The following is a 26,580-nucleotide window of genomic DNA, read 5'->3' as shown; positions in this document are numbered from 1 at the left end:
ACACCATGACTCACAAGGAACTCCAAAGCAGAAGCCGAGCGGTTGTCAGTGGGCCCGTCGATACTGAGGGCATGGCTGGGGACATGGGTGGGGACATGGCTGGGGGAGAGACGAAGAGTCCGGGGACCGTGCTGGTGGTGGAGGACGAGGAGAGCATCGCCGACGTCCTCGCCATCGCCCTGCGCTACCACCGGTTCGAGGTGATGGTCGCGGGCTCCGTCCGCGAGGCGCTCGCGCTCACCGACCGCACCCGCCCGGACGCGGCCCTGCTCGACGTCATGCTGCCCGACGGCGACGGCCGCGCCCTCGGCCGTGAACTGCGCGAGCGGCGGCCCGACCTGGCCCTGGTCTTCCTCACCGCGCGGGACTCCCCCGCCGAGATCGTCGGCGCCCTCGGCTTCGGCGACGACTACATCACCAAGCCGTTCAACATCGACGAGGTCGTCGCGAGGATCACCGCCGTGCTGCGCCGCACCCGTCCCGCCGACGTCCTGCCGCAGCGCCCGCCGCTGCGCTACGGCGATCTGGAGCTGGACGAGACGACCTACTCGGTGCACCGCGACGGCCGCACGGTCGAGCTCACCCCCACCGAGTACGCGCTGCTGCGCTTCCTGGTGCGCAACGGCGGCCGGATCGTCCCCAAGGAGCAACTCCTGCGCCACGTCTGGCAGTACGAGCACACCCCGCCCGAGTCGACCGTCGTGGAGACCTACATCAGCTATCTGCGGCGCAAGCTGGACGCCCTGGGACCGCCGGTGATCACCACCCGGCGGGGTGTCGGGTACGGGCTGGCATGAGGTTCCGCCTGCCCCGCCGCCGGCACGGCATCCACTCGCTGCGTGGCAAGCTGACGCTGGCCAATGTGGTGCTGCTCGCGATCGGCATCGTCGCGGCGACCGCCGTGAGCGTGATGGGCATGCGGTACTACCTGCTCGACCAGATCGACAGCCAGCTCCTCAAGACCCGCGACTCCCTGGCCGGTTCGCAGCTCACCCTGCGGGAGATCGACTCGCTGACCATGCTGAGCTTCGTCCGCGACCGGCTCATACCCGCCCAGCAGGACGACGACCACACGGCCGAGACCGTCTTCGCGGCCGTCGACGGCCGGGGCGAGCCGATCGGGATCCTCGGCTTCGCTCCGACCGAGTCCCAGCGGGGCCTGGCGAAGGCGGCGGGCGACCCGCGCGCGCTCGCCGCCGACTCCGAGCCGCACGACGTCACCATGGACGGCTCCACCTACCGTGCCACGGCGGCCCGGCTCGGCGACGGCACGTACGCGCTGCTCGCCGCGCCCACCGACGTCCTGCACCAGGGCGTCGCCAAGGCCGTCAAGCTCGATCTCGCGATCGGCACCCTGCTGCTCGCCCTGCTGGCCTGTCTGACGATGTTCAGCGTCCGGCGCCGGATGCGGCCGCTGGAGGACATGGTGGAGACCTCGTCGGCGATCGCCGAGGGCGATCTGACCCGGCGCATCCCCTCCAGCTGCGAGACCACCCTGGAGGTCGAGCAGCTGCGGGTCGCCCTCAACTCCATGCTCCACCAGGTCGAGTCGGCGTACCGCACGCGCGAGCGCAGCGCGGCCCAGCTGCGCAGCTTCGTCGCCGACGCCTCGCACGAGCTGCGCACCCCGCTGTCCGCGATACGCGGCTACCTCCAGCTGTACGACAAGGGCATGCTCTCCGACCCGGACGACCGCAAGCGCGCCTGGGCCCGGGTGCTCGCGGAGACCGACCGGATGGGGCGGCTCGTCGACGAGCTGCTCACCCTCGCCCGCCTCGACCAGCAGCCCGAACTGCGGTTCAGGAACGTCGACCTGAGCCGGCTGGTGCGGGACGCGGCCGAGGACCTGCGGGTGCAGCAGCCCGACCGGCCGGTCGAGGTCGCCGCCGAGGGCGCCCTGCTGGTGCGGGCCGACGAGTCGGGGCTCCGACAGGTCCTGGGCAACCTGGTGGGCAACGTGCGCACGCACACGCCCGCCGACGTGCCGGTGCGGCTGGGCGTGGAGCGCGAGGACGGGGTCGTACGGCTGTGTGTCGCCGACGACGGTCCGGGGCTGTCGGCGCAGGACGCGGCCCGTGTCTTCGACCGGTTCTTCCGGGTCGGCGGCGGCGCGGGCAGCGGTCTGGGCCTGGCGATCGTGCAGGGGGTGGTGCGGGCCCACGGCGGCGAGGTGGCGGTGCGCACAGCCCCGGGCGAGGGGCTGGCGGTGACGGTCACCCTGCCGGTGCGGGCGCCGACGGGGCAGTGACTCGACGTCGTACGTCCTGCCGTCCGCTCAGTCGGCCATCACCAGGGCCCACACGGTCCTGCCGTGCCGGCCCCGGCTCCACACCCCCCACGCGGTGGCGACGTTCTCCACCAGGTGCAGGCCCCGGCCGGTCTCCTCGGACCGGCCGACCACCCGCAGCCGGGGCTCCGGCCGGCCCTCGTCGGAGACCTCTATGAGGCAGGAGCCGTCCGCGAGTGCGGTCACCGCGACCTCGAACTCCCGCTCCAGGAGCGGCCCGTGGCGTACCACGTTGGTGGCCAGCTCGGACACCAGCAGGACCGCGTCGGCCAGCGCCGGATCATCCGTTCCGTGTCCCCAGTCGGCCAGATGGTCACGGACCCGGCGCCGGGCGAGACCGACGGAGGCCGGATGCCGGGGCAGCCGGAAGGAGTTGCGTCTCAGCACGTCTGCTCCTCACCCCGCACACATCTCCGCCACATGCTGCTGCGTCGAGTGGCTGCCCGGCGCCACCCGGGCCAATGCCGGTGCTGCGCAAACGCGCCGGATACGGCGCGATGACGTCGGGGTCAGATCCAGCTGAGGCGCCAGAGCCGGAAGACCCCGGTGCCGTCCGAGAGGTACTGGCCGCCACCGACGTCCTCGGTGGTCACGACGTAGTCCTTGGCCTGCCACAGCGGGATCACCGGGATGTCGTGGGCGATCGACGCCTGGACGTCGCGGAAGTCCTGCTCGGCCTCGCCGCGGTCGGCGTAGCGCCGGCTGTCCTGAATCAGGTGGTCGACCTCGTTGCTGCTGTAGCCGGTGCTCATGGTGCCGTCGGTGCCGACCAGCGGGGAGCCGTAGGTGTCCGGGTCGGGGTAGTCGGCCACCCAGCCGACCGCGTAGGCGTCCAGCTTCCCGGTCGCCCAGCGCTTCTGGAAGTCGGTCCATTCGTAACCCTTGAGGGTCACCTTGAACAGGCCGCTCGCCTCCAGCTGCTTCTTGAGTTCCTTGGCCTCCGCGGCGGCGGAACCGCTGTTGAGGCCGTAGCCGTAGGTGAAGTCGACCGGGGTGCTCACGCCGGCCTCGGTGAGCAGGGCGCGTGCCTTCTTGACGCTCGGCTCCGGGTAGGCGTCGAAGAACGACGTGGTGTGGCCGGTGATGCCGGCCGGGATCAGCGAGTAGAGCGGGTCGACGGTCCCCTCGTACACCGAGGCGGCCAGCTGCTCGCGGTTGATCAGCCAGGCCATGGCCTGACGCACCTTGACGTCGTGCAGCGGCCTGCCCGCGCGGGTATTGAGGTAGAGGTTGCGGACCTCGGAGCTGTCGGCCTCCGAGACGCGCTGGCCGGGATCGCTCGGGTTCAGCGCGGCGAGCACGTCGGGCGGCAGCTGGCGGTAGGCGACGTCGATCTGCTTCGCCTTCCAGGCACTGTTCAGCTTGGCCGAGTCGCCGTAGTAGTCGAGTTCGACGGGGCGCCCGGTGCCGCTGATCTCGCCCTTGTAGTCGCCGTTGGGTGCGAGGACCGCCTTCTTCCCCTTCGTGTACGACGTCAGCTCGTACGGCCCGGTGCCGTCGACGCCGTAGTCCTTGCGCAGGGAGTTCGCGGGGTACTTGGTGCTGTCGACGATGGCGCCGGCTCCGGTGGCCACCTTGAACGGGAAGGTGGCGTCCGGCGAGGACAGCCGGAAGGTGACCGTCCGGCCGCTGGCACCGACCGACTCCAGGGTGTCCAGCAGGGAGGCCGGACCCACGTCGGAGTTGATCTTCTTGACCCGGTCGAAGGAGTACTTGACGTCCTTCGCGGTCATCTCGCGGCCGCTCGGGAACGTGAGCCCCTCGCGCAGCACACAGCGGTAGGTACGCAGATCCTTGCCCTCGAAGCCACAGCTCTCGGCCGCGTCGGGCACGGGTGTGACACTGCCCGGCTCGAAGGCGAGCAGTGACTGGAAGACGTTGTTGAACAGCGCCCAGGAACCGGCGTCATAGGCGCCGGCCGGATCGAGTGAGGTGACTTCGTCGGTCGTTCCGACCTTGATCGCCTTGCCCGTGCTCCCCTCTGCCGGGAGCAACTGCCAGCCGCCGACCCCCACAACCCCCAGAACGAGCAGCGTCGCGAGAATCCGCATGCGAACCGACCGCATCGGTTTGCCCTCCCCGGACCCCTCTGGGTCCCAGTACACATGCCACCCCTAGTGGCGCGGATCACCTAATCACAGGTGTTTCACCTGGGGGAAGAGGGATTTGGGGAGTTGGGCAAGACGTTACCGCAAGGCATTTCGGCCATGTTTCACAGGGCTCTCACAGAGTCTCCCGAGGAAGATCCTTCAGGCGTTGTTCAGGCCTGCTTCGACGCCAGTTCGATCACCGTGATGTCCGAGGGGGCGCCCACGCGCGTGGGCGGGCCCCAGGCGCCGGCGCCGCGGCTGACGTAGAGCTGGGTGTCGCCGTAGCGCTCCAGACCGGCGACGGTCGGGTTCGCGAGCTCCGCGACGAGGTTGCCGGGCCAGAGCTGGCCGCCGTGGGTGTGGCCGGAGAGCTGGAGGTCGACGCCGTGCTCGACCGCGTCGTGGATCTGGACCGGCTGGTGGGCGAGGAGCACGCACGCGCGTGCCGTGTCCCGGTCGCCGAGGGCCTTGGCGAAGTCGGGGCCCTGGCCCTCGCTCTCGCCCGCGATGTCGTTGACGCCGGCGAGGTCGAACCAGGCCAGTTCGGTGCGGTCGTTCTCCAGCGGGCGCAGACCGAGCCGCCGTACCTCCTCGACCCACTGCTCGGCGCCGGAGAAGTACTCGTGGTTGCCGGTGACGAAGAACGAGCCGTGCCGTGCCTCGAGCCGGGCCAGGGGGGCGGCGGCCGGGCCGAGGTCCTTCACGCTGCCGTCGACCAGGTCGCCGACGACCGCGATCAGGTCGGGCCGGGTGGAGTTGATCGTGTCGACGACCTTCTGGGCGAACCCGCGGCCGAGCACCGGGCTCAGATGGATGTCGCTGACCACCGCGATCCGGTAGCCGTGCGCCGCGCGCGGGAGCTTCGCCAGCGGCACGGTGACCCGCTTGACCCTGGGGCCGCGCAGGACGCCGTAGGTGCCCTGGCCGACGGTCCCCACGGCGGCCGCGGCGGCGGCTCCGGCGACCACCCGGGAGACGAACAGGCGGCGGGAGGGGACCGGGGTGGGCGGCCCGGGTTCCCGCGGCCCCTCGGACGCCGGCCCGCCCTCGCCCGGCTCCTGCGGCTTCTCGGCCGGCGCTCCCGCGGGCACCCGCTCCGGCTGCGGTACGGCGGCCACGGCCGGCTCCCCGCGCCCGTCCCGGCGTTCGAGGACACGGCGCAGCAGGGGCCGTACGACCTCTCCCGCCACGACCGCGAGCAGCAGGTAGATCGACAGCGCCAGCCACAGGAAGCCGGGCCACGCGAGCACGCGCTGGAGCCAGAAGGGGGCGCCGGTGCGCTCCGCGACCAGGGCGGCGACCGCCAGTACCCAGCCGCCCCCGATGAGCACCGCGCCCGCGCGGCGGACCCGGCCGGGGCCTTCGGTGGTGTCGCGGAACAGGCGACGCCACAGATACCAGTTGGCCGTCACGAGGACGGTGAGGGCGAGCAGTGCGAAGACGATGACCACGGTCTGCTAACTCTCGGGGGTCGGCTGTGAGTTCCGGCGCAGTACGCGCACCGAACGCAACCCGATGAGCCCGACGACCGTCCCCAGTACGAAGGAGACGACAGCCAGCAGCAGGTGCACCCAGAAGTAGCCCGTCGGGTCGCCCGCGTCGTCGAACGCGAGCCCGCTGGCGTCCTTGACGAGGTTCTTGACGAAAGTGATCCAGATGATCCAGCTCCACACCCCGAAGGCGAGCAGGAACCAGGAGACGGGGCGGCTGAGCTTCATGGGTCCAGTATCGCGGTCCGTTGGCCGATTCGGCGGCCGGGGTGGGGAGGGCGCCGGGACTTCGCCGTCCGCGGCATGTACGTTCCTGAGCGTGTCCGCACCCCACAAGAAGACCGCCGGACGATCCCTGCTGGTCACCTCCGCCGCCCTGTCGTCCCTCGCGCTGACCGCGCCTGTCGCCCTCGCGGCTCCCCACCCCTCACCCAGCGCGTCCCCGAGCGCCACTCCCCCGGCGAGGATGTCGACCGTGGGCGGCGCGCGGCTCGGGCAGGCGGGCACACAGGTCAATCTCGCGAGCGGCGTCCCGGTGCTGCCGAAGGACATCACCGCGCGCTCCTGGATCGTCACCGACGCCGAGTCCGGCGATGTGCTGGCCTCGCACAACGCGCACTGGCGGCTGCCTCCCGCGAGCACCATGAAGATGCTCTTCGCGGACACCGTGCTGCCGAAGTTCCCCAAGACCGGGAAGCACAAGGTCGTCCCCTCCGACCTCGCGGGCATGGGCGCCGGCTCCAGCCTCGTCGGGATAAAGGAGGGCGAGACGTACACGGTCCACGATCTGTGGCTCGGTGTTTTCCTTCGCTCCGGCAACGACGCGGTACATGTCCTGTCGGCGATGAACAAGGGCGTCGCCAAGACCGTCCAGGAGATGAACGAGCACGCCGAGGAGCTCCAGGCCCTCGACACGCACGTGGTCAGCCCCGACGGCTACGACGCCCCCGGCCAGGTCTCCTCGGCCTACGACCTGACCCTGTTCGCCCGCTCCGGGCTGCAGAAGAAGGACTTCCGCGAGTACTGCTCGACGGTCACCGCGAAGTTCCCGGGCGAGTCGAAGAAGGACAAGAAGGGCAAGCTCGTCCGCAAGCCCTTCGAGATCCAGAACACCAACCGGCTGCTGAGCGGCGACTACGACATCGCGCAGTACCAGGGCATCGCAGGTGTGAAGAACGGCAACACCACCAATGCCGGCGCCACCTTCACGGGCGTCGCCGAGCGCAATGGCAGGGTGCTGCTCGTCACCGTCATGAACCCGTCGAAGGAAGAGCACAACGAGGTCTACAAGGAGACCGCGAAGCTCTTCGACTGGGGCTTCAAGGCGGCCGGCAAGGTGCAGCCGGTGGGTGAGCTGGTGCCGCCCAAGGGCGCCGCGCAGCCGGGGACCTCCGGTGAGGCCGGGGGTGGTTCCGGCGGCTCCGGGGAGTCCGCGGGTCAGGGGGCTTCGGCGAAGCCGGTCGCGTCGGCCACGGCCGACGGCGGCTCCCGCGGCATGGGGACGGCCTTCGCGATCGCCGGCGGGCTCGTCGTGCTGCTCGCGGGCGCCGCGTTCCTCGTCAACCGCCGCTGGCCGCTGCCGGATCTGGTACGTCGTCGCTCGCCCCGTCCGTGAGCTCCTGCTCCTTGCTCCCCGTCGCCGTCCACGCGGCGCAGAACAGCACCAGCTTCGCCGTGAAGTTGATCCACAGCAGCAGGGCGACGGGGACGCCGAACGCGCCGTACATGCTCTTCGTCGCCACGCCCTGCATATAGCCGCTCAGCAGCAGCTTCAGCAGTTCGAAGCCGACCGCGCCGGTCAGCGCGGCGACGAACAGCCGGCGGCGCGTCGGCTCGACCCCGGGGAGCAGGGTCAGCACGTACAGCAGGAGCAGGAAGTCGGCGAGTACGGCGATGACGAACGCGGCGACGCGCAGCAGCGCCCGGCCCGCGCCGCCCTCCTGGAGGCCCAGTTCCCCGCCGATCCAGTCGACCAGCGCGGAGGCGACGGTGGAGATGGCGAGCGTGACCAGGACGGCGCCGCCGAGCCCGACCAGGATGCCCAGGTCCTTGCCCCTGCGCAGGATCGGGTTCTCGTCCTCGTCGGGCAGCTCCCACACCGCGCGCAGACACTCGCGCATCCAGCCGGCCCAGCCGATGCCGGTGAACAGCAGGGCGGCCGCGGCGATGAGGCCGACGGTGCCGGCGTTCTGCACCAGGTCGCCGATGTTCAGCTGGTCGGAGATGCCGGGGACCTGGTCGGCGATCTTGTCCTGGAGGTCGTTCTGCTGCTCCGTGCTGAGCGTCGCGGCGGCGATCGCGGCGGCCACGGTGAGCAGCGGGAACAGCGCGACGAAGCTGGAGAACGTCATCGCGGCGGCCAGCCGGGTCCACTTCACCCGGTCCAGCCGCTCGTACGACCGCCACGCGTGCGTGGCCGTCAGGCGCACCCAGAGCGGCCCGACGACGGGGAGTCTCTTCAGCCAGTCCATGAGCGGATCTTGCCCTCCGTGCGGAAGACCGATGTGTGAGTACCCCTGCGAACCTCCCCGGCACTGAACTCCGGCCATATTGAGCGACATCCCATTAATCACCCATTCCGAGTAGGGAGATGGGGTTTATGAGCTGATTGCCCCTATAGCGGCGATACGGTCACCGGCATGTCTGCCGACACCGTTCCCGTCACGGGATGGGGCCGCACCGCCCCCACCGCGACCCGTCCGATCCGCCTGCGGAGCTACGAGGAGGCCGTGGCCGCCGTCCGGGACCGCGGGACCCGCGGCGGCATCCCGAGGGGCCTGGGGCGGGCCTGCGGGGACGCGGCGCAGAACGCCGGCGGCGCGGTGTTCGACATGACCGCTCTGAACCGCGTCCACGCGATCGACGCCGAGGGCGGCACCGTGCTGTGCGACGCGGGCGTCTCCCTGCACCGGCTCATGGAGGTGCTGCTGCCCCTGGGCTGGTTCGTGCCGGTGACGCCCGGCACCGGCTACGTCACGGTCGGCGGCGCGATCGGCGCGGACGTCCACGGCAGGAACCACCATGTGTCCGGCTCCTTCTCCCGCCATGTGCTGTCCTTCGAGCTCCTCACCGCCGACGGCGCGATCCGCAGCGTGCGCCGCGGCACGCCCCTGTTCGACGCGACCACCGGCGGCCTGGGCCTGACCGGGATGATCCTCACCGCGACGGTCCAGCTCCAGCCGGTCGAGACCTCATTGATGTCGGTCGACACCGAACGCGCGCGGGACCTGGACGATCTGATGGCCCGTCTGACCACCGGGGATCGCGGTTACCGCTACTCGGTCGCCTGGATCGACCTGCTGGCCCGCGGGGCGGCGACGGGGCGGGCGGTGCTGACCCGGGGCGACCACGCCTCGCTGGAGGCGCTGGAGACAGCGGGGCAGCTGGAGGCGGCGGGACCGCTCGCCGGGGGCACACGCGCGCGTAGAGCCCCGTCGGCCTTCCGCCCCCCGCGCTTCCCGGGCCCGCCCGCCTTCCTTCCCGAAGGGCTGGTCAACCGCACGACCGTGGGGCTGTTCAACGAGCTCCGGTACCGGAAGGCGCCCCGCGCGCGTACCGGCCGGCTGCAGGAGATCTCCGCCTTCTTCCACCCGCTGGACGGCGTGCCCCACTGGAACCGGGTCTACGGCCGCGGCGGCTTCGTGCGGTACCAGTTCGTCGTCGGGCACGGCCAGGAGGAGGCGCTGCGCCGGATCGTGCGGCGGGTCGGCGGACAGCGGTGTCCGTCCTTCCTCGCCGTCCTCAAGCGGTTCGGGGACGCCGATCCCGGATGGCTCTCCTTCCCGGTGCCCGGCTGGACCCTGGCCCTGGACGCCCCGGCCGGCCTGCCGGGCCTCGGCGCCCTCCTCGACGAGCTGGACGAGGTGGTGGCCGCGGCCGGCGGGCGGGTCTGCCTCGCCGAGGACTCCCGCCTGCGGCCGGAGCTGCTCGCCGCGATGTACCCGCGCCTCGACGACTTCCGCGCGCTGCGCGCGCAGCTGGATCCGCGCGGGGTGTTCACCTCCGACCTGTCCCGCCGTCTCGCCCTCTGAGTCCTCTGAGTCCTCTGAAGATCCCCGGCCCTCCCAAGGAGCTGCTCGTGAAGGACGCCTTCGGCATCCCTCAGTCCCTGCTCGTCCTCGGCGGTACGTCCGAGATCGCGCTGGCCACCGTCCGCCGTCTCGTCGTCCGTCGCACCCGCACGGTGTGGCTGGCGGGACGCCCGTCCCCCGCCCTGGAGTCGGCCGCCACGCAATTGCGCTCTCTGGGGGCCGAGGTCCACACCGTCGCCTTCGACGCGCTGGACCCCGAGTCCCACGAGGCGGTGCTCGGGAAGGTGTTCGCCGAGGGCGACGTCGACATGGTGCTGCTCGCCTTCGGGATCCTCGGCGACCAGGCCCACGACGAGCGGGAGCCGGTCGCCGCGGTGCGGGTGGCTCAGACCAACTACACGGGCGCCGTCTCGGCCGGTCTGGTGTCCGCGCGCGCGTTGCAGACCCAGGGGCACGGTTCGCTCGTCGTGCTCTCCTCGGTCGCCGGCGAGCGCGCCCGCCGCGCCGACTTCATCTACGGCTCCAGCAAGGCCGGCCTCGACGTCTTCGCCCAGGGGCTCGGCGACGCCCTGCACGGCACGGGCGTGCACGTGATGGTCGTACGGCCCGGGTTCGTGCGGTCGAGGATGACGGCCGGTCTGGAGGAGGCGCCCCTCGCGACCACTCCGGAGGCCGTCGCGACGGCGATCGAGCTGGGTCTGCGGCGCCGCTCTGAGACAGTGTGGGTGCCCGGAGTGCTGCGGGTGGTGATGGCGGCGGTGCGGCATGTCCCGCGGGCGGTGTTCCGGCGGCTGCCGCTGTAACTGCGGTTACAGCAGCTGTACCAGGAGTTACAGCTGGCTGGTGGGCAGGGAGCCGCGCTCCACGTGCCCCGCCTGCGGCGGTACGGCCGATCTCCCGAAGGTGAACTCGCGCAGCTTGCGCCACACCCCGTCGGCGCCCTGCTCGTAGAGCGCGAAGCCGGTGCAGGGCCACTCGGCCTCGAAGTCGGCGAGCTCCTCGAAGGCGCGGTCCATGGCCGCCTCGTCGATGCCGTGGGCCACGGTGACGTGCGGGTGGTACGGGAACTGGAGTTCCCGCGCGACCGGCCCCGAGGCGTCACGGACCTGCTTCTGGAGCCAGGTGCAGGCCTCGGCGCCCTGGGCGACCTGGACGAAGACGACGGGTGACAGCGGCCGGAAGGTGCCGGTGCCGGACAGCTTCATCGGGAACGGCCGGCCCGCCGCGGCGACCTCGGTGAGGTGCGCCTCGATGGCGGTCAGCGCGGTGTCCTCGACCTCTGTGGGCGGCAGCAGCGTGACATGGGTGGGGATACCGTGAGCCGCGGCGTCGCCGAAGCCCGCGCGCCGCTCCTGGAGCAGGCTGCCGTGAGGCTCCGGGACCGAGATCGACACACCGATCGTTACGGTCCCCACGTCGTCTCCTGTTCGTCCCTGTCGCCCTGTCGGATTCGTTCCCGGCCGTCCGCCTATCGACTGTACGGCCACGGCTGTGCTGTGGGCAGGCGCAGGCATAGTGATGTGCAGCGCTCTGTCCGGTGGTGCTGGTGTGCGGTGGTACGCCCGGTGCCCGCGGCCGGTGCCGACGGGCCGGGCGGCGATCAGTGCTTGGCGGGCAGGAAGCCGACCTTCTCGTACGTCTGCGAGAGGGTCTCCGCGGCGACCGCGCGGGCCTTCTCCGCACCCTTGGCCAGGATCGAGTCCAGCGTCTCCGGGTCGTCCAGGTACTGCTGGGTCCGCTCCCGGAACGGCGTGACGAAGTCGACGACGATCTCGGCGAGGTCCGTCTTGAGCGCGCCGTAGAGCTTGCCCTCGTACTGCTGCTCCAGCTCCGGGACGCCGGTGCCGGTCAGGGTCGAGTAGATGGTGAGCAGGTTGCTGACGCCCGGCTTGTTCTCGGCGTCGTAGCGAATGACGGTGTCGGTGTCCGTGACCGCGCTCTTGACCTTCTTGGCGGTGGCCTTCGGCTCGTCGAGGAGGTTGATGAGGCCCTTCGGCGTGGACGCCGACTTGCTCATCTTGATCGACGGGTCCTGGAGGTCGTAGATCTTCGCCGTCTCCTTGAGGATGTACGGCTTCGGGATCGTGAAGGTCTCGCCGAAGCGGCCGTTGAAGCGGGCGGCGAGGTCGCGGGTCAGCTCGACGTGCTGACGCTGGTCCTCACCGACCGGGACCTCGTTGGCCTGGTAGAGCAGGATGTCCGCGACCTGGAGGATCGGATACGTGAACAGGCCGACGCTCGCGCTGTCGGCGCCCTGCCGGGCGGACTTGTCCTTGAACTGGGTCATGCGGGAGGCCTCGCCGAAGCCGGTGAGGCAGTTCATGACCCAGGCGAGCTGGGCGTGCTCGGGGACGTGGCTCTGGACGAAGAGCGTGCAGCGCTCCGGGTCGAGGCCCGCGGCGAGGAGCTGGGCCGCGGCCAGGCGGGTGTTGGCCGTGAGCTCCTTCGGGTCCTGCGGAACCGTGATCGCGTGCAGGTCGACGACCATGTAGAACGCGTCGTGGGTCTCCTGCAGGGCCACCCACTGGCGGACGGCGCCGAGGTAGTTGCCGAGGTGGAACGAGCCTGCGGTGGGCTGGATTCCGGAGAGCACGCGGGGTCGGTCTGAAGCCATGCCCACCATTCTCTCAGGTGCCGGGGGGCGATCCGGAACCAGCCGGAAACAGATGTGCCACGGGTGGGAACCGATTCGGTCCGGGCGGTGTATCCATCGTGTGAGGACGCGGGAGGGGGGCCGCATCGTCGATGAGGCCGCGGTGATCGCACGCGTACGCGCCGGGGATCCGGAGGCGTACGCGGAGCTGGTGCGGGCCCATACCGGTCTGGCGATGCGAGCGGCCACCGCGCTCGGGGCGGGTGCGGACGCGGAGGACGTGGTGCAGCAGGCCTTCGTCAAGGCGTACTGCTCGCTCGGCCGCTTCAGGGAGGGCTCGGCTTTCAAGCCGTGGTTCATGTCCATCGTGGCCAATGAGACGAGGAACACGGTGCGCACGGCGGCACGCCAGCGCACCCTCGTCGGTCGCGAGGCGGCCTTCGCGGAGGCCGAGCCGCTGATACCGGAATCGGCGGACCCGGCGGTCGCGGCCGTGGAGATAGAGCGCCGCGCCGCACTGGAGTCCGCGCTGGAGAGGCTGAGCGAGGAACACCGGCTGGTCGTCACCTACCGCTATCTGCTGGAGATGGACGAGTCCGAGACGGCCCAGGCCCTGGGCTGGCCCCGGGGGACGGTGAAGTCCCGTCTGAACCGCGCGCTGCGCAAGCTCGGCAAGCTGCTGCCCGATGTCGAGCCCCGGGAAGGGGGTGATGAGCGTGGGTGAGGCCTACGGCGGTGAGGGCGCCGACGGGAGCGCGCGGGAGCGTGCGTCCCGGCTGCCCGAGGAGCTGCGGGCGCTCGGGCGTTCGCTGGACGCGCCGGGTGCGGGCAGGTCCGAGTCGATGGTGGAGCGGGTGCTGGAGCAGATACTCGCCGAGCGGCTGCCGGTCCCGGTGGCCCGGGCGCCGGGCCCCGGTGAGCGGCTGCGGGCGGTGCGGCGGTGGACGCGGGCGCGGTGGCGTTCGCTGGCCGCGAGCCTGTGCGGGCTGCTGGCGGTCCTCGCGCTCACACCTCCGGTGCGGGCGGCTGTCCTGGACTGGTTCGACTTCGGCGGGGTCGAGGTGCGGTACGACCCCTCGGCGGTGCCCTCACCGGGGGCCGAGGTGCCCGGTTGTGGGCGCTCGGTGTCGCTGGGACAGGCCGAGCGGCGGGCGGGGTTCGAGCCACTGGTGCCGGCCACGCTCGGCGCTCCGGACGTGGTCACGGTGACGGCCGAGCCGCGGGGGCGGTCCCTGGTGAGCCTGTGCTGGCGTGAGCGGGGGCGCACCGTCCGGCTGGACGAGTACCCGGCCCGTCTGGACATCGGCTTCACCAAGAGTGTGCGGGAGCAGCCGGAGTGGCTCTCGCTGCGCGGGGACTCCTCGGACCCCTCGGGCCTCGAAGCGGTCAAGGACACGGCTCTGTGGTTTCCGCGACCGCACCTGCTGAGTTTCTGGCTGGTGGACGCGGCGGGCTCCCACTACACCCGCGAGCAGCGCACTGCCGGGCCGACGCTGCTGTGGACGCACGGGTCGGACGTCTTGGACGTGCCGGAGGTGACGCTGCGGCTGGAGGGGGTCGCGTCGAAGGCGCGGGCCGTGGAGATCGCGCGGTCCCTCGGCGAGCCCGGGAGCAAGGGTGCCGGGAAGCCCTCGGATTAGTGCGGGCGAGGTGGGAACCCCGCCGGGCCGGGCGGTGTACCAGAAGTGACACGCGGCTCGCTGCGCGGGAAGCCGGGGCCGCGGCAGGACATGCGTGATGGGTGACGAAAGGAGGTGCTCGCGAGCTTGGGGAAGCGTGGGTGCGTCGATCGAGGGGGACGACAGTGCGGAGCACACTGGCAAAACTGCGGCTCGGGCCGCGCAGGGCACTCGCGGTGCTCGCACCGGCGGTGGCGGCGGTGACCGTGTTCGCGGCGCCCGCGGCCGACGCGGCGCCACCGCCGGCGCGGGAGGCGGGCCTGGACAGGCCCGACCTGGCGATGGTCGTCACCGGCGGCTCGGGGCGGACGAAGGCCGTGCGTGCCGACGAGCCGTACTTCACGCGTCTGTGGGAGTTGCTGCAGCCCACATACACGGGCACGGAGCGGGTCTCGGACGCCTGGGGGGAGGGCCGGTATCCGCCGGTGCGGTTCACCGTGGTGTGGGGGCTGACGGGGGTGGGCGGCTGGCCCCGGACGGATTCGGCGCCGGGTGGTGATGTGGCGGTGGCGCGGCAGGACCAGCTGTTCCTGGCCGGGGACGGCACGCCGTGGGTGCGCTCGGATCCGGCACCGGAGCAGGAGGACGACGACATTCGCTGGCACCGGGCTCCCCGGGCGGTGTTCGACCGGCTGGACCGGGCGGGCCTCGCGGGCGGTGCCGGTCAGGGTCAGGGCGAGGGGGCCAAGGGTGCGTCCGGTCCGGAGCGTGGCGTGTGGTGGGCAGTACCGGGGCTCGTCGTGGGATTCGCCGCGGGGGCCGGCGGCACGCGGCTGATACGCCGCGCGGCGGCCGGGCCAGGAGCCGGACCGCCGCGGGACGAACCACGTCAGGAACTCATCGATCTCTAGGAGTCACCGGTCTTTGACAACTCAAGAGAGGACTCGACAGAGGACGGGGGTCAGCCGAGGTCGATCTCCGGGTACAGCGGGAAACCGGCAACGAGGTCGGTGGCCCGGTGGGAGATCTCGTCCGCGACCTTCGGGTCCAGGACGTGCTGGGCCTTGGAGGGCGCCCCCGACTTGGTGGTGCCGGGCTCCGTGGTGGTGAGGACTCGGTCGATGAGACCGGCGACCTCGTCCATCTCGGCGGTGCCGAGACCACGGGTGGTCAGGGCGGGGGTGCCGATGCGGATGCCGGAGGTGTACCAGGCGCCGTTGGGGTCGGCCGGGATGGCGTTGCGGTTGGTGACGATGCCCGAGTCGAGCAGGGCGGCCTCGGCCTGGCGGCCGGTGAGGCCGTAGGAGGAGGTCACGTCGATCAGGTTGAGGTGGTTGTCGGTGCCGCCGGTGACCAGGGTGGCGCCACGGCGCATCAGGCCCTCGGCCAGGGCGCGGGAGTTGTCGACGATCCGCTGGGCGTAGTCCTGGAAGGAGGGCTGCCGGGCCTCGGCGAGGGCGACGGCCTTGGCGGCCATGACGTGCGGGAGCGGGCCGCCGAGGACCATCGGGCAGCCGCGGTCGACCTGGTCCTTGAGGGAGTCGTCGCACAGCACCATGCCGCCGCGCGGGCCGCGCAGGGACTTGTGGGTGGTGGTCGTGACGATCTGGGCGTGCGGGACCGGGTCGAAGTCGCCGGTGAGGACCTTGCCGGCGACGAGACCGGCGAAGTGGGCCATGTCGACCATGAGCGTGGCGCCGACCTCGTCGGCGATCTCGCGCATGATCCGGAAGTTCACCAGCCGGGGGTAGGCCGAGTAGCCGGCGACGATGATCAGCGGCTTGAACTCGCGGGCCGAGGCGCGCAGCGCGTCGTAGTCGACAAGGCCGGTGGCGGGGTCGGTGCCGTAGGAGCGCTGGTCGAACATCTTGCCGGAGATGTTGGGGCGGAAGCCGTGGGTGAGGTGGCCGCCGGCGTCCAGGGACATGCCGAGCATGCGCTGGTTGCCGAAGGCCTGGCGGAGCTCGGCCCAGTCGGCGTCGGAGAGGTCGTTGACCTGGCGGACGCCGGCCTTCTCCAGGGCGGGGACCTCCACGCGCTGGGCGAGGACGGACCAGAAGGCGACGAGGTTGGCGTCGATGCCGGAGTGCGGCTGGACGTAGGCGTGCCGGGCGCCGAAGAGCTCCCTTGCGTGCTCGGCGGCCAGGGACTCGACGGTGTCGACGTTGCGGCAGCCGGCGTAGAAGCGGCGGCCGATGGTGCCCTCGGCGTACTTGTCGCTGAACCAGTTGCCCATCGCGAGGAGGGTGGCCGGGGAGGCGTAGTTCTCGGAGGCGATCAGCTTGAGCATCTCGCGCTGGTCGTGGACCTCCTGGCCGATGGCGTCGGCTACGCGCGGCTCGACGGCGCGGATCACGTCGAGGGCGGCGCGGAAGGCCGTGGACTCGGTGGACAGGGGCTGCTGCTCTGACATGGCGGCCTCCGGGCTGCGTGGCTTGAAGCGGTCACGGATCACGGTTCGGCCCAGGCGCACGGCACTTGGTCACTCACAGGCCGCTCCCCGATGGTCCGTCCCATCCCTGCGCGCCAGTCACGGCCTGCCGGCCAGCCTACCGGGCACGCCGAAGGGCACCTGCGCGACGTCCACCATGCGAGCGACGGCTTCGAGGCCGGGCGGCGGGTTCCGGGGTCGGGCGCCGGGCGGGTTCCGGGTCTCGCAGCCCAGCTCGTCGGCACTCCGGCCCGAGGGCCCTCACCGGCCTCAGAGGATCACATGCGGCAGAAAGCGCGCGTACTCGTCGGTGACCAGGCCGGAGGACTCCCGGATGCCCAGGCCCGCCGACTCGTTCTCCACGATCCAGGCGCCGAGGACGACGTGGTTGCCCCTAAGGTCACTTCGTGCTCTTCGGAATGGTGTGTGCTCTGGGTGCCGCGGTCTGCTTCGGCACGGCCACCGTGCTGCAGGCGATGGCGGCGCGTGCGGCGGACGCGGGCGGCGGTGACGGCGAGGGGACGGCGTTCGCGGTGACGCTGTTCCTGCGGGCGGTGCGGCAGTGGCGGTATCTGGCGGGGCTGGCCCTGGACGGGGTGGGCTTCCTGTTGCAGATCGCCGCGTTGCGGTCGGTCCCGATCTATGCGGTCGGCGCGGCGCTCGCGTCGAGTCTCGCGGTGACCGCGGTGGTGTCGGCGCGGCTGCTGCGGGTTCGGCTGAGCGGGGCCGAGTGGGGCGCGGTCGGGGTGGTGTGCGCGGGGATGGCGCTGCTGGGGATCGCGTCCGGGACGGAGGGCGACCGGGGCGGCCCTGCGGCCTTGAAGTACGCGATGCTCGGGACGGCCCTGGCGGTGCTGGCCCTGGCACTGCTGGGTGGGCGACTGCCGGACCGGGGGCGGGCGTTGGCGCTCGGGCTGGGTGCCGGGTTCGGGTTCGGGGTGGTCGAGGTGGCGGTACGCCTGATCGACTCGCTCGCGCCGTCGGCACTGCTGGCCAACCCGGCGACGTACGCGCTCCTCGTCGGCGGTGGTGCGGCCTTTCTGTCGCTGACCTCGGCGCTGCAGCGGGGGTCGGTGACCACGGCGACCGCCGGGATGGTGATCGGGGAGACGATCGGGCCCGCGCTGGTGGGGGTGGTGTGGCTCGGGGACCGTACCCGGGAGGGGCTGACGTGGGTGGCGGTGCTGGGTTTCGCGGTGGCCGTCGCGGGGGCGCTGGCGCTGGCCAGGTTCGGGGAGGCCCCGGAGCATTCGGCTCCGCAGTCCCCTCTCCGCATCCCGTAAGGGTCGCTTGAGTTACTGCCCGGTGCGGCTCGATGGAGTGAGAGGTGGTGCGCCTCCCGGACCACCACGCCGAAATCGCCGAGCCGTCGGCCCTGCGGATCCCGTCGCGGCGTCATTCGGGCAGCACCGCGCACAGCGCCTCCAGCGCTCCCGACCAGGCGTGGTCCGGCGGTGTGCCGTAGCCCACGACGAGTGCGTCGCGTCGCTCGACGGTGGCCTCGGGGTGCTGGTAGCGGTGCAGTCCGTGGACCGCGAGGCCCTGCCAGGCCGCCGCCCGCAGCGCCGACTGCTCGGTGCCCGGCGGGAGCCGCAGCACCACGTGCAGACCGGCCGCGATCCCGGTGGCGTGGACCTTCGGGGCCCGCCGCGCGAGCTCGGCGACGAGGGCGTCGCGGCGGCGCCGGTAGCGCAGTCGGGCGGCGCGCACATGGCGGTCGTAGGCACCGGAGACGAGGAACTCGGCGAGGGTCAGCTGGTCGAGGGAGCCGCAGGAGTCGATGCCGCCCTTGGCGGTCAGCACCTCCTCCATGAGGCCGGGCGGCAGCACCAGCCAGCCCAGCCGGAGGCCGGGGGCGAGGGACTTGCTGGCTGTGCCCGCGTGGACGACGTGGTCGGGGTCCAGGCCCTGGAGGGCGCCGACGGGCTGGCGGTCGTAGCGGAACTCGCCGTCGTAGTCGTCCTCGACGACCACCCCGCCGGTGCGGCGCGCCCACTCGACGACGGCCGAACGGCGGTCGCGGTGCAGGGTGCCGCCCATCGGGAACTGGTGGGCGGGGGTGAGCAGCACCGCGTCCTGGTCGGTCAACTCCCCCGGGTCCGTGCCGCGTTCGTCGAACGGCAGCGGCACGGTCCGCAGACCGGCGGCATCGAGCAGGTTCCAGTGCACGTCGAGGCCGTACGACTCCACGGCGACCGTGCGGGCGCCCCGGGCCCGCAGCACCGCGCCGAGGAGGCGCAGGCCGTGCGAGATACCGGCGCAGACCAGGATGTGTTCGGGGTCGGCGCGCACCCCGCGGGCGCGGGAGAGGTACTCGGCGAGGGCGGTGCGCAGTTCGATGCGCCCGCGCGGATCGCCGTAGTCGAGGGCCTGGTAGGAGGCGGTGGCGAGGGCGCGGCGGGCGGCCTTGAGCCATTCCGCGCGCGGGAAGGAGGCGAGGTCGGGGGTGCCGGGCACGAGGTTGTGGGTGGGGCGCCCGGGTTCGCGGGGGCGGGGTGCGGGGCCGGTGGGCGGGACCACCGTTCGCTGCGAGACGTGGGTGCCCGAGCCCTGGCGGGCGGTGAGCCAGCCCTCGGCGACCAGGTCGGCGTAGGCGTCGGCGACGGTGTTGCGGGCGATGCCCAGGTCGGCGGCGAGGGCGCGGGAGGAGGGCAGCCGGGTGCCGGGGGCGAGACGGCCGGTGCGGACGGCCTCGCGCAGGGCGTCGGTGAGGCCCCGCCGGACGCCCCCTCCGGTGGGTTCCAGATGCAGGTCGATGCCGAAAGTGGCCCGGAGTTTCGCCATGAAAGTGGACCATACCCTTGGGCTGCCCGGCTCCTAGGGTCGAGACATGACCACAGAGGAAACCGTCCGGTACAGCCCCGAACACCCGCCCCGCCTGTCCTGGGCCCAGCACGCCCCCGAGGTCTACAAGGCGATGCTCCGCCTCGACACGGCCGCCCGGCGCGGCCTCGACCCCCGGCTCCTCGAGCTGGTGAAGATCCGCGCCTCGCAGATCAACCACTGCGCGTTCTGCGTCGACATGCACTCCAAGGACGCCCTCGCGGCCGGTGAGAGCGTCGAGCGGATCATCCAGCTCGGGGCATGGGAGGAGTCGAAGCACTTCTACACGGAGAAGGAGGTCGCGGCCCTCGAACTGACCGACGCGGTCACGGTCCTCACCGACGGCTTCGTGCCGGACGAGGTGTACGAGCACGCGGCCAAGCACTTCGAGGAGGCGGAGCTGGCCCAGCTGATCGCCGCGATCACGGTGATCAACGCGTGGAACCGGTTCGGTGTGACGTGCCGTATGGTCCCGGGCCACTACGAGGCGGGGCAGCACCAGTGAGCCGTACGGACGTCCTGGACCGCGAGGTCGGCCGGGCCCTGTCCGCGCTCAGCGCCACCGCGAAACAGGGACTCGGCGACCCGGCCCTCGCCGAACTGGTCGTCATCCGGGCCTCGCAGCTCAACCACTGCGCGTTCTGCCTGGACATGCATCTGGCGATCGCCCGCGAGCACGGGGTGAGTGAGCGCCAGTTGGACCTGCTGGCCGCGTGGGAGGAGGCGGAGGGCGTCTTCGACGAGCGGGAGCGGGCCGCGCTCGCGCTGACCGAGGCGGTGACGGTCCTGACGGACGGTTTCGTGCCGGACGACGTGTACGCCGGCGCCGCCAAGCACTTCGACGACGGCCGACTCGCCCATCTCATCGGGCTGATCGTCGCCATCAACAACTGGAACCGGGTGATGGTCGCCCGCCGGATCCCGCCCGGGGGGTACCGACCGTGAGCAAGGTGGACGTCTTTCGCGGCCTGCACCGCAGCCGCCTCCCGGGCGATCCCCTCGTCCTGCCCGGTCCCTGGGACGCGGTCAGCGCCCGGGTGTGCGAGGAGGTCGGGTTCCCGGCGCTCGCCACGCCCAGCGCGGGGATCGCGGCCGCGCTCGGCCACGAGGACGGGTCGACGCCGGCCGACGAGATGTTCGCCGCGGTGGCGCGCGTCTGCGGGGCCGTGGACATCCCGGTGTCGGCGGACGTCGAGGGCGGGTACGGGCTGGCCCCGAGGGAGCTGGTGGAGCGGCTGCTGGAGGCGGGGGCCGTGGGCTGCAACCTGGAGGACTCCGAGAAAGGAACCCTCAAGGACCCACGCCGGCACGCCGACTGGCTCGCCGAAGTCCGGTACGCGGCCGGTGACCGGCTGTTCGTCAACGCCCGCGTGGACACGTTCGCCTACGGCGACGGCGATCCCGAGCGGGCCATCGAGCGGGCCGCGCTGTATGTCGCCGCGGGTGCCGACTGCGTCTATCCGATCGGCGCCCCGGCGGACGTACTGCCGTTGCTGCGGTCCGGGATCCAGGGGCCGCTCAACGTGTTGGGGCGGCTGGACGGCGAGGGCCCCTCGCCCACCGAACTCGGTGGACTCGGGGCCACTCGCGTCACGTTCGGGCCGGGGCTCCAGCGCAGGGCGGCCCGGCAGTTGCGGGAGATCGCCGACAGTCTCCAGAAGTAGCCGCGTTCAGGACAGCCACGCCTTCCACGTGGAGGGGTGGCTGTCCACCCACTTCTTCGCCGCGTCCTCCGGTGTCAGCTTCTGGTCGGCGATCATCAGGGAGACCTGGTTCTGGTCCTCGGTCGTCCACTTGAACTTCTTGAGGAAGGCCGCCGCCCTGCCGCCGGACTTGGCGAAGTCCGTGTTGAGGTACTTCTGGAGCGGGGTGTGCGGATAGGCGCACTTGATCTTCGCCGGGTCCGCGTCGCAGCCCTCCTTGTAGGGGGGCAGCTTCACCTCGGTCATCGGGACCTTCTCGAACAGCCACTGGGGGGCGTACCAGTAGGTGAGGAAGGGCTTCTTCTCCTTGGCGAACTGTTTCATCTGGGTGATCTGCGCGGCCTCCGAACCGGCGAAGACCACCTGGTAGTCCAGGCCCAGGTTCTTCACCAGCGCCTTGTCGTTGGTGACGTAGGACGGGGAGCCGTCCATCAGCTGGCCCTTGCCGCCGCTCTCCGCGGTGCGCAGCTGGGAGGCGTACTTGTTGAGGTTCTTCCAGTTGGTGACGTCCGGGTGCTGCTTGGCGAAGTACGTCGGGACGTACCAGCCGATGTGCCCGGTCACGCCTAGTCCGCCGCCCGGCGTGATCGTCTTCTTGTCCTTGACGTACCGCTGTTCCTGCTCGGGGTGGCCCCAGTCCTCCAGGATGGCGTCGACCCGGCCCTGGCTGAGCGCGTCCCAGGCGGGGACCTCGTCGACCTGGACGGTGTCGACGCGGTAGCCGAGTTTGTGCTCCAACAGGTACTGGGCGACGGCCACGTTGGCCTGCGCACCGACCCAGGACTGCACGGACAGGGTCAGGCTCTTGGCCCCCTGGGCGTTGGCGAAGGGCGAGGCCTGCTTGGTCATGTCGGCGGCACCGCAGCCGGTGAGCAGCACCAGCGAGCTCATCGCGGCGATCGTACGAAGTCGCATGTCAGGCTCCCTTCCCCGTGCGGCGTTCGGTCGGCTGGGTGACCCGGTCGAGCATCAGGCCGAGGCAGACGATGGCGGCTCCCGCGACCAGGCCGGTCGCCAGGTCGCCCTGGGCCAGGCCGAAGACGGTGTCGTAGCCGAGCGCGCCGCCACCGACCAGACCGCCGATGACGACGACGGCGAGGACGAGGACCACGCCCTGGTTGACGGCGAGCAGCAACGCGGGCCGGGCGAGCGGGAGCTGGACCTGTCGCAGCTGCTGCCAGCTGGTCGCGCCGAGCGAGTGCGAGGACTCCATCGCGGCGGGGTCGACCTGGCGCAGGCCCTGCGTGGTGATGCGGACGACGGCGGGCAGCGCGTAGACGACGGCCGCCGCGGCGGCGGGCGCGCGGCCCACGCCGAACAGCGCGACGACCGGGATCAGGTACACGAACTGCGGCATGGTCTGGAAGACGTCCAGGACGGGCCGCAGCAGGCGTTCGACGCGGTCGCTGCGGGCCGCCGCGACGGCGGTCGCGAAGCCCAGGACGAGGGTGACGGCGACGGCCGCGAGGACCTGCGACAGGGTGTCCAGCGCGGGTGTCCACACGCCGAGGACGCCGATCGCGGCCATGGCGAGGACCGCGGTGAGCGCGGTGCGCCAGGTGCCGATCAGCCACGCCAGGGTGGCGACGATGAGCAGGACGGACCACCAGGGCAGCCCCTGGAGCCCGTCGCGAACCGGGTCGAGGACCCAGGTGGTGAAGTGGCCGGCCCAGTCGGCGGTGCCGCCGACGACGGGGACACCGGAGTAGAGGTGGTCCGTCATCCAGTCGACGGCCCGGTTGACGGGCTCGGCGATGTTCAGGGTCCAGGCGTCGGGCCAGTCGAGACGGCCCAGCAGCCGCCCGGCGACGGCCACGACGACGGTCCCGGCGAGGGCGTACGCCCATCCGGCGCGTCCCTGTCGCTCGGTGTCGTCCGCCGCGCCCGCCGCACCGGTGACCCGGTCGAGGACGACGGCGAGCAGCACGATCGGGATACCGGCCGCGAGGGCGGCGCCCACGTCGACCGAGGCCAGCGCCTGGTAGACGCGGTCACCGAGACCGGCGGCGCCGATCACGGAGGCGATGACGGCCATGGACAGCGCCATCATGATGGTCTGGTTGAGGCCGAGGAGGAGTTCCTTGCGGGCCAGCGGGATACGGGCGGTCAGCAGCCGCTGGCGGGCGGTGGTGCCGAGGGACTCGACCGCCTCCAGGACCTCCTTGTCCGCGCCCTGCAGGCCGAGCGCGGTGAGGCGGGCCATGGGCGGGGCGGCGTAGACGACGGTGGCGAGGACGGCGGCGGGCACGCCCATGCCGAAGACCAGGACCACCGGGAGGAGGTAGGCGTAGGCGGGCATGACCTGCATGGTGTCCAGGACCGGGCGCAGGATCTTGTCCATGCGGCGGGACAGTCCGGCGGCGAGCCCCAGCAGGACGCCGACGACGACCGAGGCGAGCACGGCGACGACCATCAGGGCGAGGGTCTGCATGGTGGGGACCCACATGCCGAGCACACCGCAGGCGAGGAACGCCGCCGTCGTGCCCAGGGCCAGCCGGACGCCGGCGACCCGCCAGGCCACGAGGGCGCCGAGCGCGGTGACGCCGGCCCAGCCCGCGCCGAGCAGGACGAGGTACACGGCGCGTACGGAGATCACGACCGCGTTGCTGATGTAGCCGAAGAAGTAGAGGAACAGCGGGTGGCTGTCGCGGTTGTCGATGATCCAGTCGCTGGTGCTGCCGAGCGGCTTGGTGAGGTCGACGGTGAGGGCGGTCGGCCAACTGCCGCTGGCCCAGCGGGCGTTGGCGAGGGGGACGAGGACGGCGGCGGCGAGGGCGATGAGCAGGATCTTGTGGACGGCGCGGTGCTTGAGCAGACCGGTGGGCAGCGCGCGGGGCGTGGACGCGGTGACGGTCGCCATCAGACGGCCTCCTTGCGGAGCTCCGTTCCGGCCACGACGTCGATGAGACGCTCGTGGTCGACGACGCCCAGGCAGCGTCCGTTCTCCACGACGCACGCCGGCCGGCCGCTCTCGGCGACGACCTTGATGGCGTCGGCGACCACGGCGTTCGGGGCCAGCGCGCCCGGGTGCGTCGGGCCCGCGCAGTCGCCCGGCTTCATGGCCCGGCGGACCGTCATGACCTGTTCGCGCGGCACGTCCCGGACGAACTCGCGGACATAGCCGTCGGCCGGGGAGCCGACGATCTCCTCCGGGGTGCCCAGCTGGACGACCTTGCCGTCCCGCATCAGGGCGATGCGGTCGCCGAGCTTCAGCGCCTCGCTCAGGTCGTGGGTGATGAAGACCATCGTGCGGCCCTCCTCGCGGTGCAGGCGGACGACCTCCTCCTGCATGTCCCGCCGGATCAGCGGGTCGAGGGCGCTGAACGGCTCGTCGAAGAGGAGGACCTGCGGGTCCACCGCGAGCGCCCGGGCGAGGCCGACGCGCTGCTGCTGGCCGCCGGACAGCTGGGAGGGCTTGCGCTGTTCCATGCCCTCCAGACCCACCTTGGCGACGACCTCGGCGGCCCGGGCCCGGCGCTCGGCCTTGCCCATGCCCTGGATCTCCAGGCCGTACGCCACGTTGTCGAGGACCGTGCGATGCGGGAGGAGGCCGAAGTGCTGGAAGACCATCGCGGCGCGGTGGCGGCGCAGTTCGCGCAGCCGGGACTTGTCCATCGCGCGGACGTCCTCGCCGTCGATGCAGATCGTGCCGGCCGTCGGTTCGATCAGCCGGGTCAGACAGCGCACCAGCGTGGACTTGCCGGAGCCGGACAGGCCCATGACGACGAAGACCTCGCCCTTGCGGACGTCGAAGCTCACATTGCGGACGGCCGCCGTGCAGCCCGTCTGGGCGCGCAGGTCGGCGGGGTCGAGGGCGGACAGTTCGGCGTCCTCGGGAACGCGGTCCGCCTTGGGGCCGAACACCTTCCACAGTCCGTCGACGGAGAACACGGCCTGGTCCGTCGTCGGCGGCTTCTCCATGGTCGCGGTCGTACTCATCACGCACCACCTCCCAGCAGGTCTACGGCTTTCTCACCGACCATGAGCACCCCGATCATGGGGTTCACGGCGGTCATGGTCGGGAACACGGAGGCGTCCGCGATGCGGATGCCGTCCAGGCCGCGGATCCTCAACTCGGGGTCCACGACGGCCAGTTCGTCGTCGGCGGCACCCATACGGCAGGTGCCCGCCGGGTGGTACACGGTGTGCGCGACCTTGCGGGCGTACTCGCTCAGCTCCTCGTCGCCGGTGATGTCGGGGCCGGGGCACACCTCCCGCTTCAGCCAGCCGGCGAGCGGTTCGGTGCGGGCGATCTCGCGGGCGATTTTGATCCCGTCGACGAGGGTGCGGCCGTCGTAGTCGTCCTCGTCGGTGAAGTACCGGAAGTCGAGGGCGGGCTTCACCTCCGGGTCCGCGCTAGTGAGGTAGAGGCGGCCGCGGCTCTTGGGCTTGGGGATGTTCGGGGTCATCGAGACGCCGTACGCCGGGCGTTCGTACCCGAGACGTTCCGGGTTGTCCGTGAAGGGGACCTGGTAGAAGTGGAACATCAGGTCGGGGCCCGCGTGTTCGGGGTCGCGGCGCACGAACAGGCCCGCGTCGGAGTCCATCGCGGAGTTCTCGGGGATCGGGCCGTTCGTCTCCCAGACGATCACCGACTCGGGGTGGTCGAGGAGGTTCTCGCCGACGCCCGGCAGGTCGTGGACGACGGGTATGCCGAGGGCTTCGAGGTCCTCGCGGGGTCCGATGCCGGAGTGGAGCAGCAGACGGGGCGAGTCGACGGCGCCCGCGCACAGGAGGACTTCACGGCGGGCCCTGATGAGGGTCTCCTCGCCGTCCTTCGTCCGCACGTGCACGCCTTCCGCACGCGTGCCGTCCAGCTCCAGCTTGTACGCCCAGGTCTCCAGGAAGATGCGGAGGTTGGGCCGCTCGTCCATCACCGGGTGCAGATACGCCACCGACGCAGAGGAGCGCTTGTTGTTCTCCGGGTGGTAGGCGAGGTCGAAGAAGCCGACGCCGTCGTCGAAGGGCTTCTTGTTGAAGCCCTCCACGCGGGGGACCTGGAGTGCCTTCTGGGCCGCGTCGACGAAGTCACGGGCGATGGCGTTCCGGTCCTTCTCGTCGACCGGGACGATGTTGTTCTTCAGCCGGGCGTAGTACGCCTCCATCGGCACCGCGCCCCAGCCCTTGGCGCCGGCCTCCTCCCACTCGTCCCAGTCGGACGGCAGCGGCTTGAAGGCGATCAGGGTGTTGTGGGAGGAGCAGCCCCCGAGGACCCGGGCGCGGCTGTGCCGGATGTGGGAGTTGCCGCGCGGCTGCTCGGTGGTCGGGTAGTCGTAGTCGAGTTCGCCGCCGAGCAGGCCCATCCAGCGGCGCAGGGTGAGGACGTCGTCCCGGCCGACATCACTGGGGCCGCCCTCGATGACGGCGACGGTGACGTCGGGGTTCTCGGTGAGGCGGGCGGCTATGACGGAGCCTGCCGTTCCACCTCCGACGACGACGTAGTCGTACTCCTGTTTGATCTCGGACATGGGGGTACTCCAGGGAAGTCTTGAGAGAGAGGAGAGGAGGGCGAG

25 protein-coding genes, 1 pseudogene and 1 riboswitch are annotated in these 26,580 nt (G+C 71.6%); of the genes and pseudogenes, 12 read left to right on the top strand and 14 right to left on the bottom strand.

The genetic code is table 11. The features are described 5' to 3' along the window. Positions 1–95: 95 nt before the first annotated feature. Positions 96–797 carry a response regulator transcription factor gene (locus tag ACGFWE_RS17835; protein WP_352389277.1) on the top strand — a complete coding sequence of 234 codons (702 nt, stop codon included), beginning with the start codon at positions 96–98 and terminating at the stop codon, positions 795–797. Beyond that, entirely contained in the window at positions 794–2,248 is a 1,455-nt protein-coding gene (locus tag ACGFWE_RS17830) for an ATP-binding protein (protein WP_393600417.1), read from the top strand. The genes ACGFWE_RS17835 and ACGFWE_RS17830 overlap by 4 nt, the downstream gene beginning before the upstream one ends. A gap of 27 nt (positions 2,249–2,275) precedes the next feature. Here ACGFWE_RS17830 and ACGFWE_RS17825 read toward each other — a convergent pair whose 3' ends face one another. From ACGFWE_RS17825 to ACGFWE_RS17810, 4 genes are all read right to left on the bottom strand, one after another. Continuing rightward, positions 2,276–2,674, bottom strand: a complete 399-nt coding sequence (locus tag ACGFWE_RS17825) for an ATP-binding protein (protein WP_352389104.1) — start codon at positions 2,672–2,674, stop codon at positions 2,276–2,278. Between the two features lie 122 nt (positions 2,675–2,796). Next, the gene (locus ACGFWE_RS17820; protein WP_393600416.1) at positions 2,797–4,353 is read right to left on the bottom strand and encodes an ABC transporter substrate-binding protein; all 1,557 of its coding nucleotides are present in this window, start codon (positions 4,351–4,353) and stop codon (positions 2,797–2,799) included. A 194-nt stretch (positions 4,354–4,547) separates the two neighbouring features. Continuing rightward, the gene (locus ACGFWE_RS17815) at positions 4,548–5,828 is read right to left on the bottom strand and encodes a metallophosphoesterase (RefSeq protein WP_393600415.1); all 1,281 of its coding nucleotides are present in this window, start codon (positions 5,826–5,828) and stop codon (positions 4,548–4,550) included. A gap of 6 nt (positions 5,829–5,834) precedes the next feature. Beyond that, entirely contained in the window at positions 5,835–6,095 is a 261-nt protein-coding gene (locus ACGFWE_RS17810) for an SCO4848 family membrane protein (protein ID WP_352389107.1), read from the bottom strand. Positions 6,096–6,186: 91 nt separating this feature from the next. On the opposite strand from ACGFWE_RS17810, the gene ACGFWE_RS17805 reads away from it, so the two are divergent. After that, the gene (locus tag ACGFWE_RS17805; RefSeq protein ID WP_352389108.1) at positions 6,187–7,482 is read left to right on the top strand and encodes a D-alanyl-D-alanine carboxypeptidase; all 1,296 of its coding nucleotides are present in this window, start codon (positions 6,187–6,189) and stop codon (positions 7,480–7,482) included. Here the strand turns inward: ACGFWE_RS17805 and ACGFWE_RS17800 are convergent. Next, positions 7,427–8,338: a YihY/virulence factor BrkB family protein gene (locus tag ACGFWE_RS17800; protein ID WP_352389109.1), complete on the bottom strand. Its 912-nt coding sequence runs from the start codon at positions 8,336–8,338 to the stop codon at positions 7,427–7,429. The two genes, ACGFWE_RS17805 and ACGFWE_RS17800, sit on opposite strands and share 56 nt — an antisense overlap. 168 nt (positions 8,339–8,506) lie before the next feature. Between ACGFWE_RS17800 and ACGFWE_RS17795 the strand changes: the two genes are divergently transcribed. Together ACGFWE_RS17795 and ACGFWE_RS17790 are read left to right on the top strand one after the other, a co-directional pair. Then, on the top strand, positions 8,507–9,898 hold the full coding sequence (locus tag ACGFWE_RS17795) for an FAD-binding protein (protein WP_393600414.1): 1,392 nt from the start codon (positions 8,507–8,509) through the stop codon (positions 9,896–9,898). Positions 9,899–9,945: 47 nt separating this feature from the next. Beyond that, positions 9,946–10,701, top strand: coding sequence for a decaprenylphospho-beta-D-erythro-pentofuranosid-2-ulose 2-reductase (locus ACGFWE_RS17790; protein WP_352389111.1), 756 nt, complete (start codon positions 9,946–9,948; stop codon positions 10,699–10,701). 27 nt (positions 10,702–10,728) lie between these two features. Here ACGFWE_RS17790 and ACGFWE_RS17785 read toward each other — a convergent pair whose 3' ends face one another. Continuing rightward, complete coding sequence (locus ACGFWE_RS17785) at positions 10,729–11,313, bottom strand: 2'-5' RNA ligase family protein (RefSeq protein WP_393600413.1); 585 nt, start codon at positions 11,311–11,313, stop codon at positions 10,729–10,731. 185 nt (positions 11,314–11,498) lie between these two features. Further along, on the bottom strand, positions 11,499–12,512 hold the full coding sequence (gene trpS, locus ACGFWE_RS17780; protein WP_352389113.1) for a tryptophan--tRNA ligase: 1,014 nt from the start codon (positions 12,510–12,512) through the stop codon (positions 11,499–11,501). A 142-nt stretch (positions 12,513–12,654) separates the two neighbouring features. Between trpS and ACGFWE_RS17775 the strand changes: the two genes are divergently transcribed. The 3 genes from ACGFWE_RS17775 (at position 12,655) to ACGFWE_RS17765 (ending at position 15,021) form a co-directional block, all read left to right on the top strand. Continuing rightward, positions 12,655–13,215, top strand: coding sequence for an RNA polymerase sigma factor (locus tag ACGFWE_RS17775; protein ID WP_352389114.1), 561 nt, complete (start codon positions 12,655–12,657; stop codon positions 13,213–13,215). Beyond that, entirely contained in the window at positions 13,202–14,131 is a 930-nt protein-coding gene (locus tag ACGFWE_RS17770; RefSeq protein ID WP_352389115.1) for a hypothetical protein, read from the top strand. Before ACGFWE_RS17775 ends, ACGFWE_RS17770 begins: the two co-directional genes overlap by 14 nt. Positions 14,132–14,376: 245 nt before the next feature. Beyond that, a complete protein-coding gene (locus tag ACGFWE_RS17765; RefSeq protein WP_393600788.1) occupies positions 14,377–15,021 on the top strand; it encodes a hypothetical protein in 645 nt (214 codons plus the stop codon). A 50-nt stretch (positions 15,022–15,071) separates the two neighbouring features. Here ACGFWE_RS17765 and ACGFWE_RS17760 read toward each other — a convergent pair whose 3' ends face one another. Beyond that, complete coding sequence (locus ACGFWE_RS17760; protein WP_393600412.1) at positions 15,072–16,523, bottom strand: glycine hydroxymethyltransferase; 1,452 nt, start codon at positions 16,521–16,523, stop codon at positions 15,072–15,074. A 41-nt stretch (positions 16,524–16,564) separates the two neighbouring features. Further along, positions 16,565–16,654: riboswitch (ZMP/ZTP riboswitch) on the bottom strand. Between the two features lie 157 nt (positions 16,655–16,811). After that, a pseudogene (locus ACGFWE_RS17755) lies at positions 16,812–16,931 on the bottom strand (glutathionylspermidine synthase family protein); the annotation flags it as partial. A 29-nt stretch (positions 16,932–16,960) separates the two neighbouring features. Here ACGFWE_RS17755 and ACGFWE_RS17750 point away from each other — a divergent pair. Further along, entirely contained in the window at positions 16,961–17,824 is an 864-nt protein-coding gene (locus tag ACGFWE_RS17750; RefSeq protein WP_393600786.1) for a hypothetical protein, read from the top strand. A 112-nt stretch (positions 17,825–17,936) separates the two neighbouring features. On the opposite strand, the gene ACGFWE_RS17745 is transcribed toward ACGFWE_RS17750, so the two are convergent. After that, complete coding sequence (locus ACGFWE_RS17745; RefSeq protein WP_393600411.1) at positions 17,937–19,325, bottom strand: PLP-dependent aminotransferase family protein; 1,389 nt, start codon at positions 19,323–19,325, stop codon at positions 17,937–17,939. A 46-nt stretch (positions 19,326–19,371) separates the two neighbouring features. On the opposite strand from ACGFWE_RS17745, the gene ACGFWE_RS17740 reads away from it, so the two are divergent. From ACGFWE_RS17740 to ACGFWE_RS17730, 3 genes are read left to right on the top strand one after another with little or no spacing between them, the layout of a single operon-like run. Further along, positions 19,372–19,869 (top strand): carboxymuconolactone decarboxylase family protein, encoded by a 498-nt coding sequence (locus ACGFWE_RS17740; RefSeq protein WP_393600410.1) that lies wholly within the window; start codon positions 19,372–19,374, stop codon positions 19,867–19,869. After that, complete coding sequence (locus tag ACGFWE_RS17735) at positions 19,866–20,309, top strand: carboxymuconolactone decarboxylase family protein (RefSeq protein ID WP_393600409.1); 444 nt, start codon at positions 19,866–19,868, stop codon at positions 20,307–20,309. The genes ACGFWE_RS17740 and ACGFWE_RS17735 overlap by 4 nt, the downstream gene beginning before the upstream one ends. Further along, on the top strand, positions 20,306–21,028 hold the full coding sequence (locus ACGFWE_RS17730) for an isocitrate lyase/phosphoenolpyruvate mutase family protein (RefSeq protein ID WP_393600408.1): 723 nt from the start codon (positions 20,306–20,308) through the stop codon (positions 21,026–21,028). Before ACGFWE_RS17735 ends, ACGFWE_RS17730 begins: the two co-directional genes overlap by 4 nt. 6 nt (positions 21,029–21,034) lie before the next feature. Here the strand turns inward: ACGFWE_RS17730 and ACGFWE_RS17725 are convergent, their stop codons facing one another. The 4 genes from ACGFWE_RS17725 to ACGFWE_RS17710 are packed head-to-tail and all read right to left on the bottom strand — an operon-like array spanning position 21,035 to position 26,535. Then, positions 21,035–21,982, bottom strand: a complete 948-nt coding sequence (locus ACGFWE_RS17725; protein WP_352389121.1) for an ABC transporter substrate-binding protein — start codon at positions 21,980–21,982, stop codon at positions 21,035–21,037. Between the two features lies 1 nt (position 21,983). Next, on the bottom strand, positions 21,984–23,927 hold the full coding sequence (locus tag ACGFWE_RS17720) for an ABC transporter permease (RefSeq protein ID WP_393600407.1): 1,944 nt from the start codon (positions 23,925–23,927) through the stop codon (positions 21,984–21,986). Then, positions 23,927–25,006: a glycine betaine/L-proline ABC transporter ATP-binding protein gene (locus ACGFWE_RS17715; protein WP_393600406.1), complete on the bottom strand. Its 1,080-nt coding sequence runs from the start codon at positions 25,004–25,006 to the stop codon at positions 23,927–23,929. The genes ACGFWE_RS17720 and ACGFWE_RS17715 overlap by 1 nt, the downstream gene beginning before the upstream one ends. Then, positions 25,006–26,535, bottom strand: a complete 1,530-nt coding sequence (locus ACGFWE_RS17710) for a GMC family oxidoreductase (RefSeq protein ID WP_393600405.1) — start codon at positions 26,533–26,535, stop codon at positions 25,006–25,008. Before ACGFWE_RS17710 ends, ACGFWE_RS17715 begins: the two co-directional genes overlap by 1 nt. Positions 26,536–26,580 lie beyond the last annotated feature (45 nt).

The sequence above is a fragment of the Streptomyces sp. NPDC048523 genome (assembly GCF_043199815.1).
Lineage (GTDB): Bacteria > Actinomycetota > Actinomycetes > Streptomycetales > Streptomycetaceae > Streptomyces.
The sequence above is the reverse complement of the archived record's forward strand: the minus strand, read 5'-3'. Positions and strand labels throughout refer to the sequence as shown.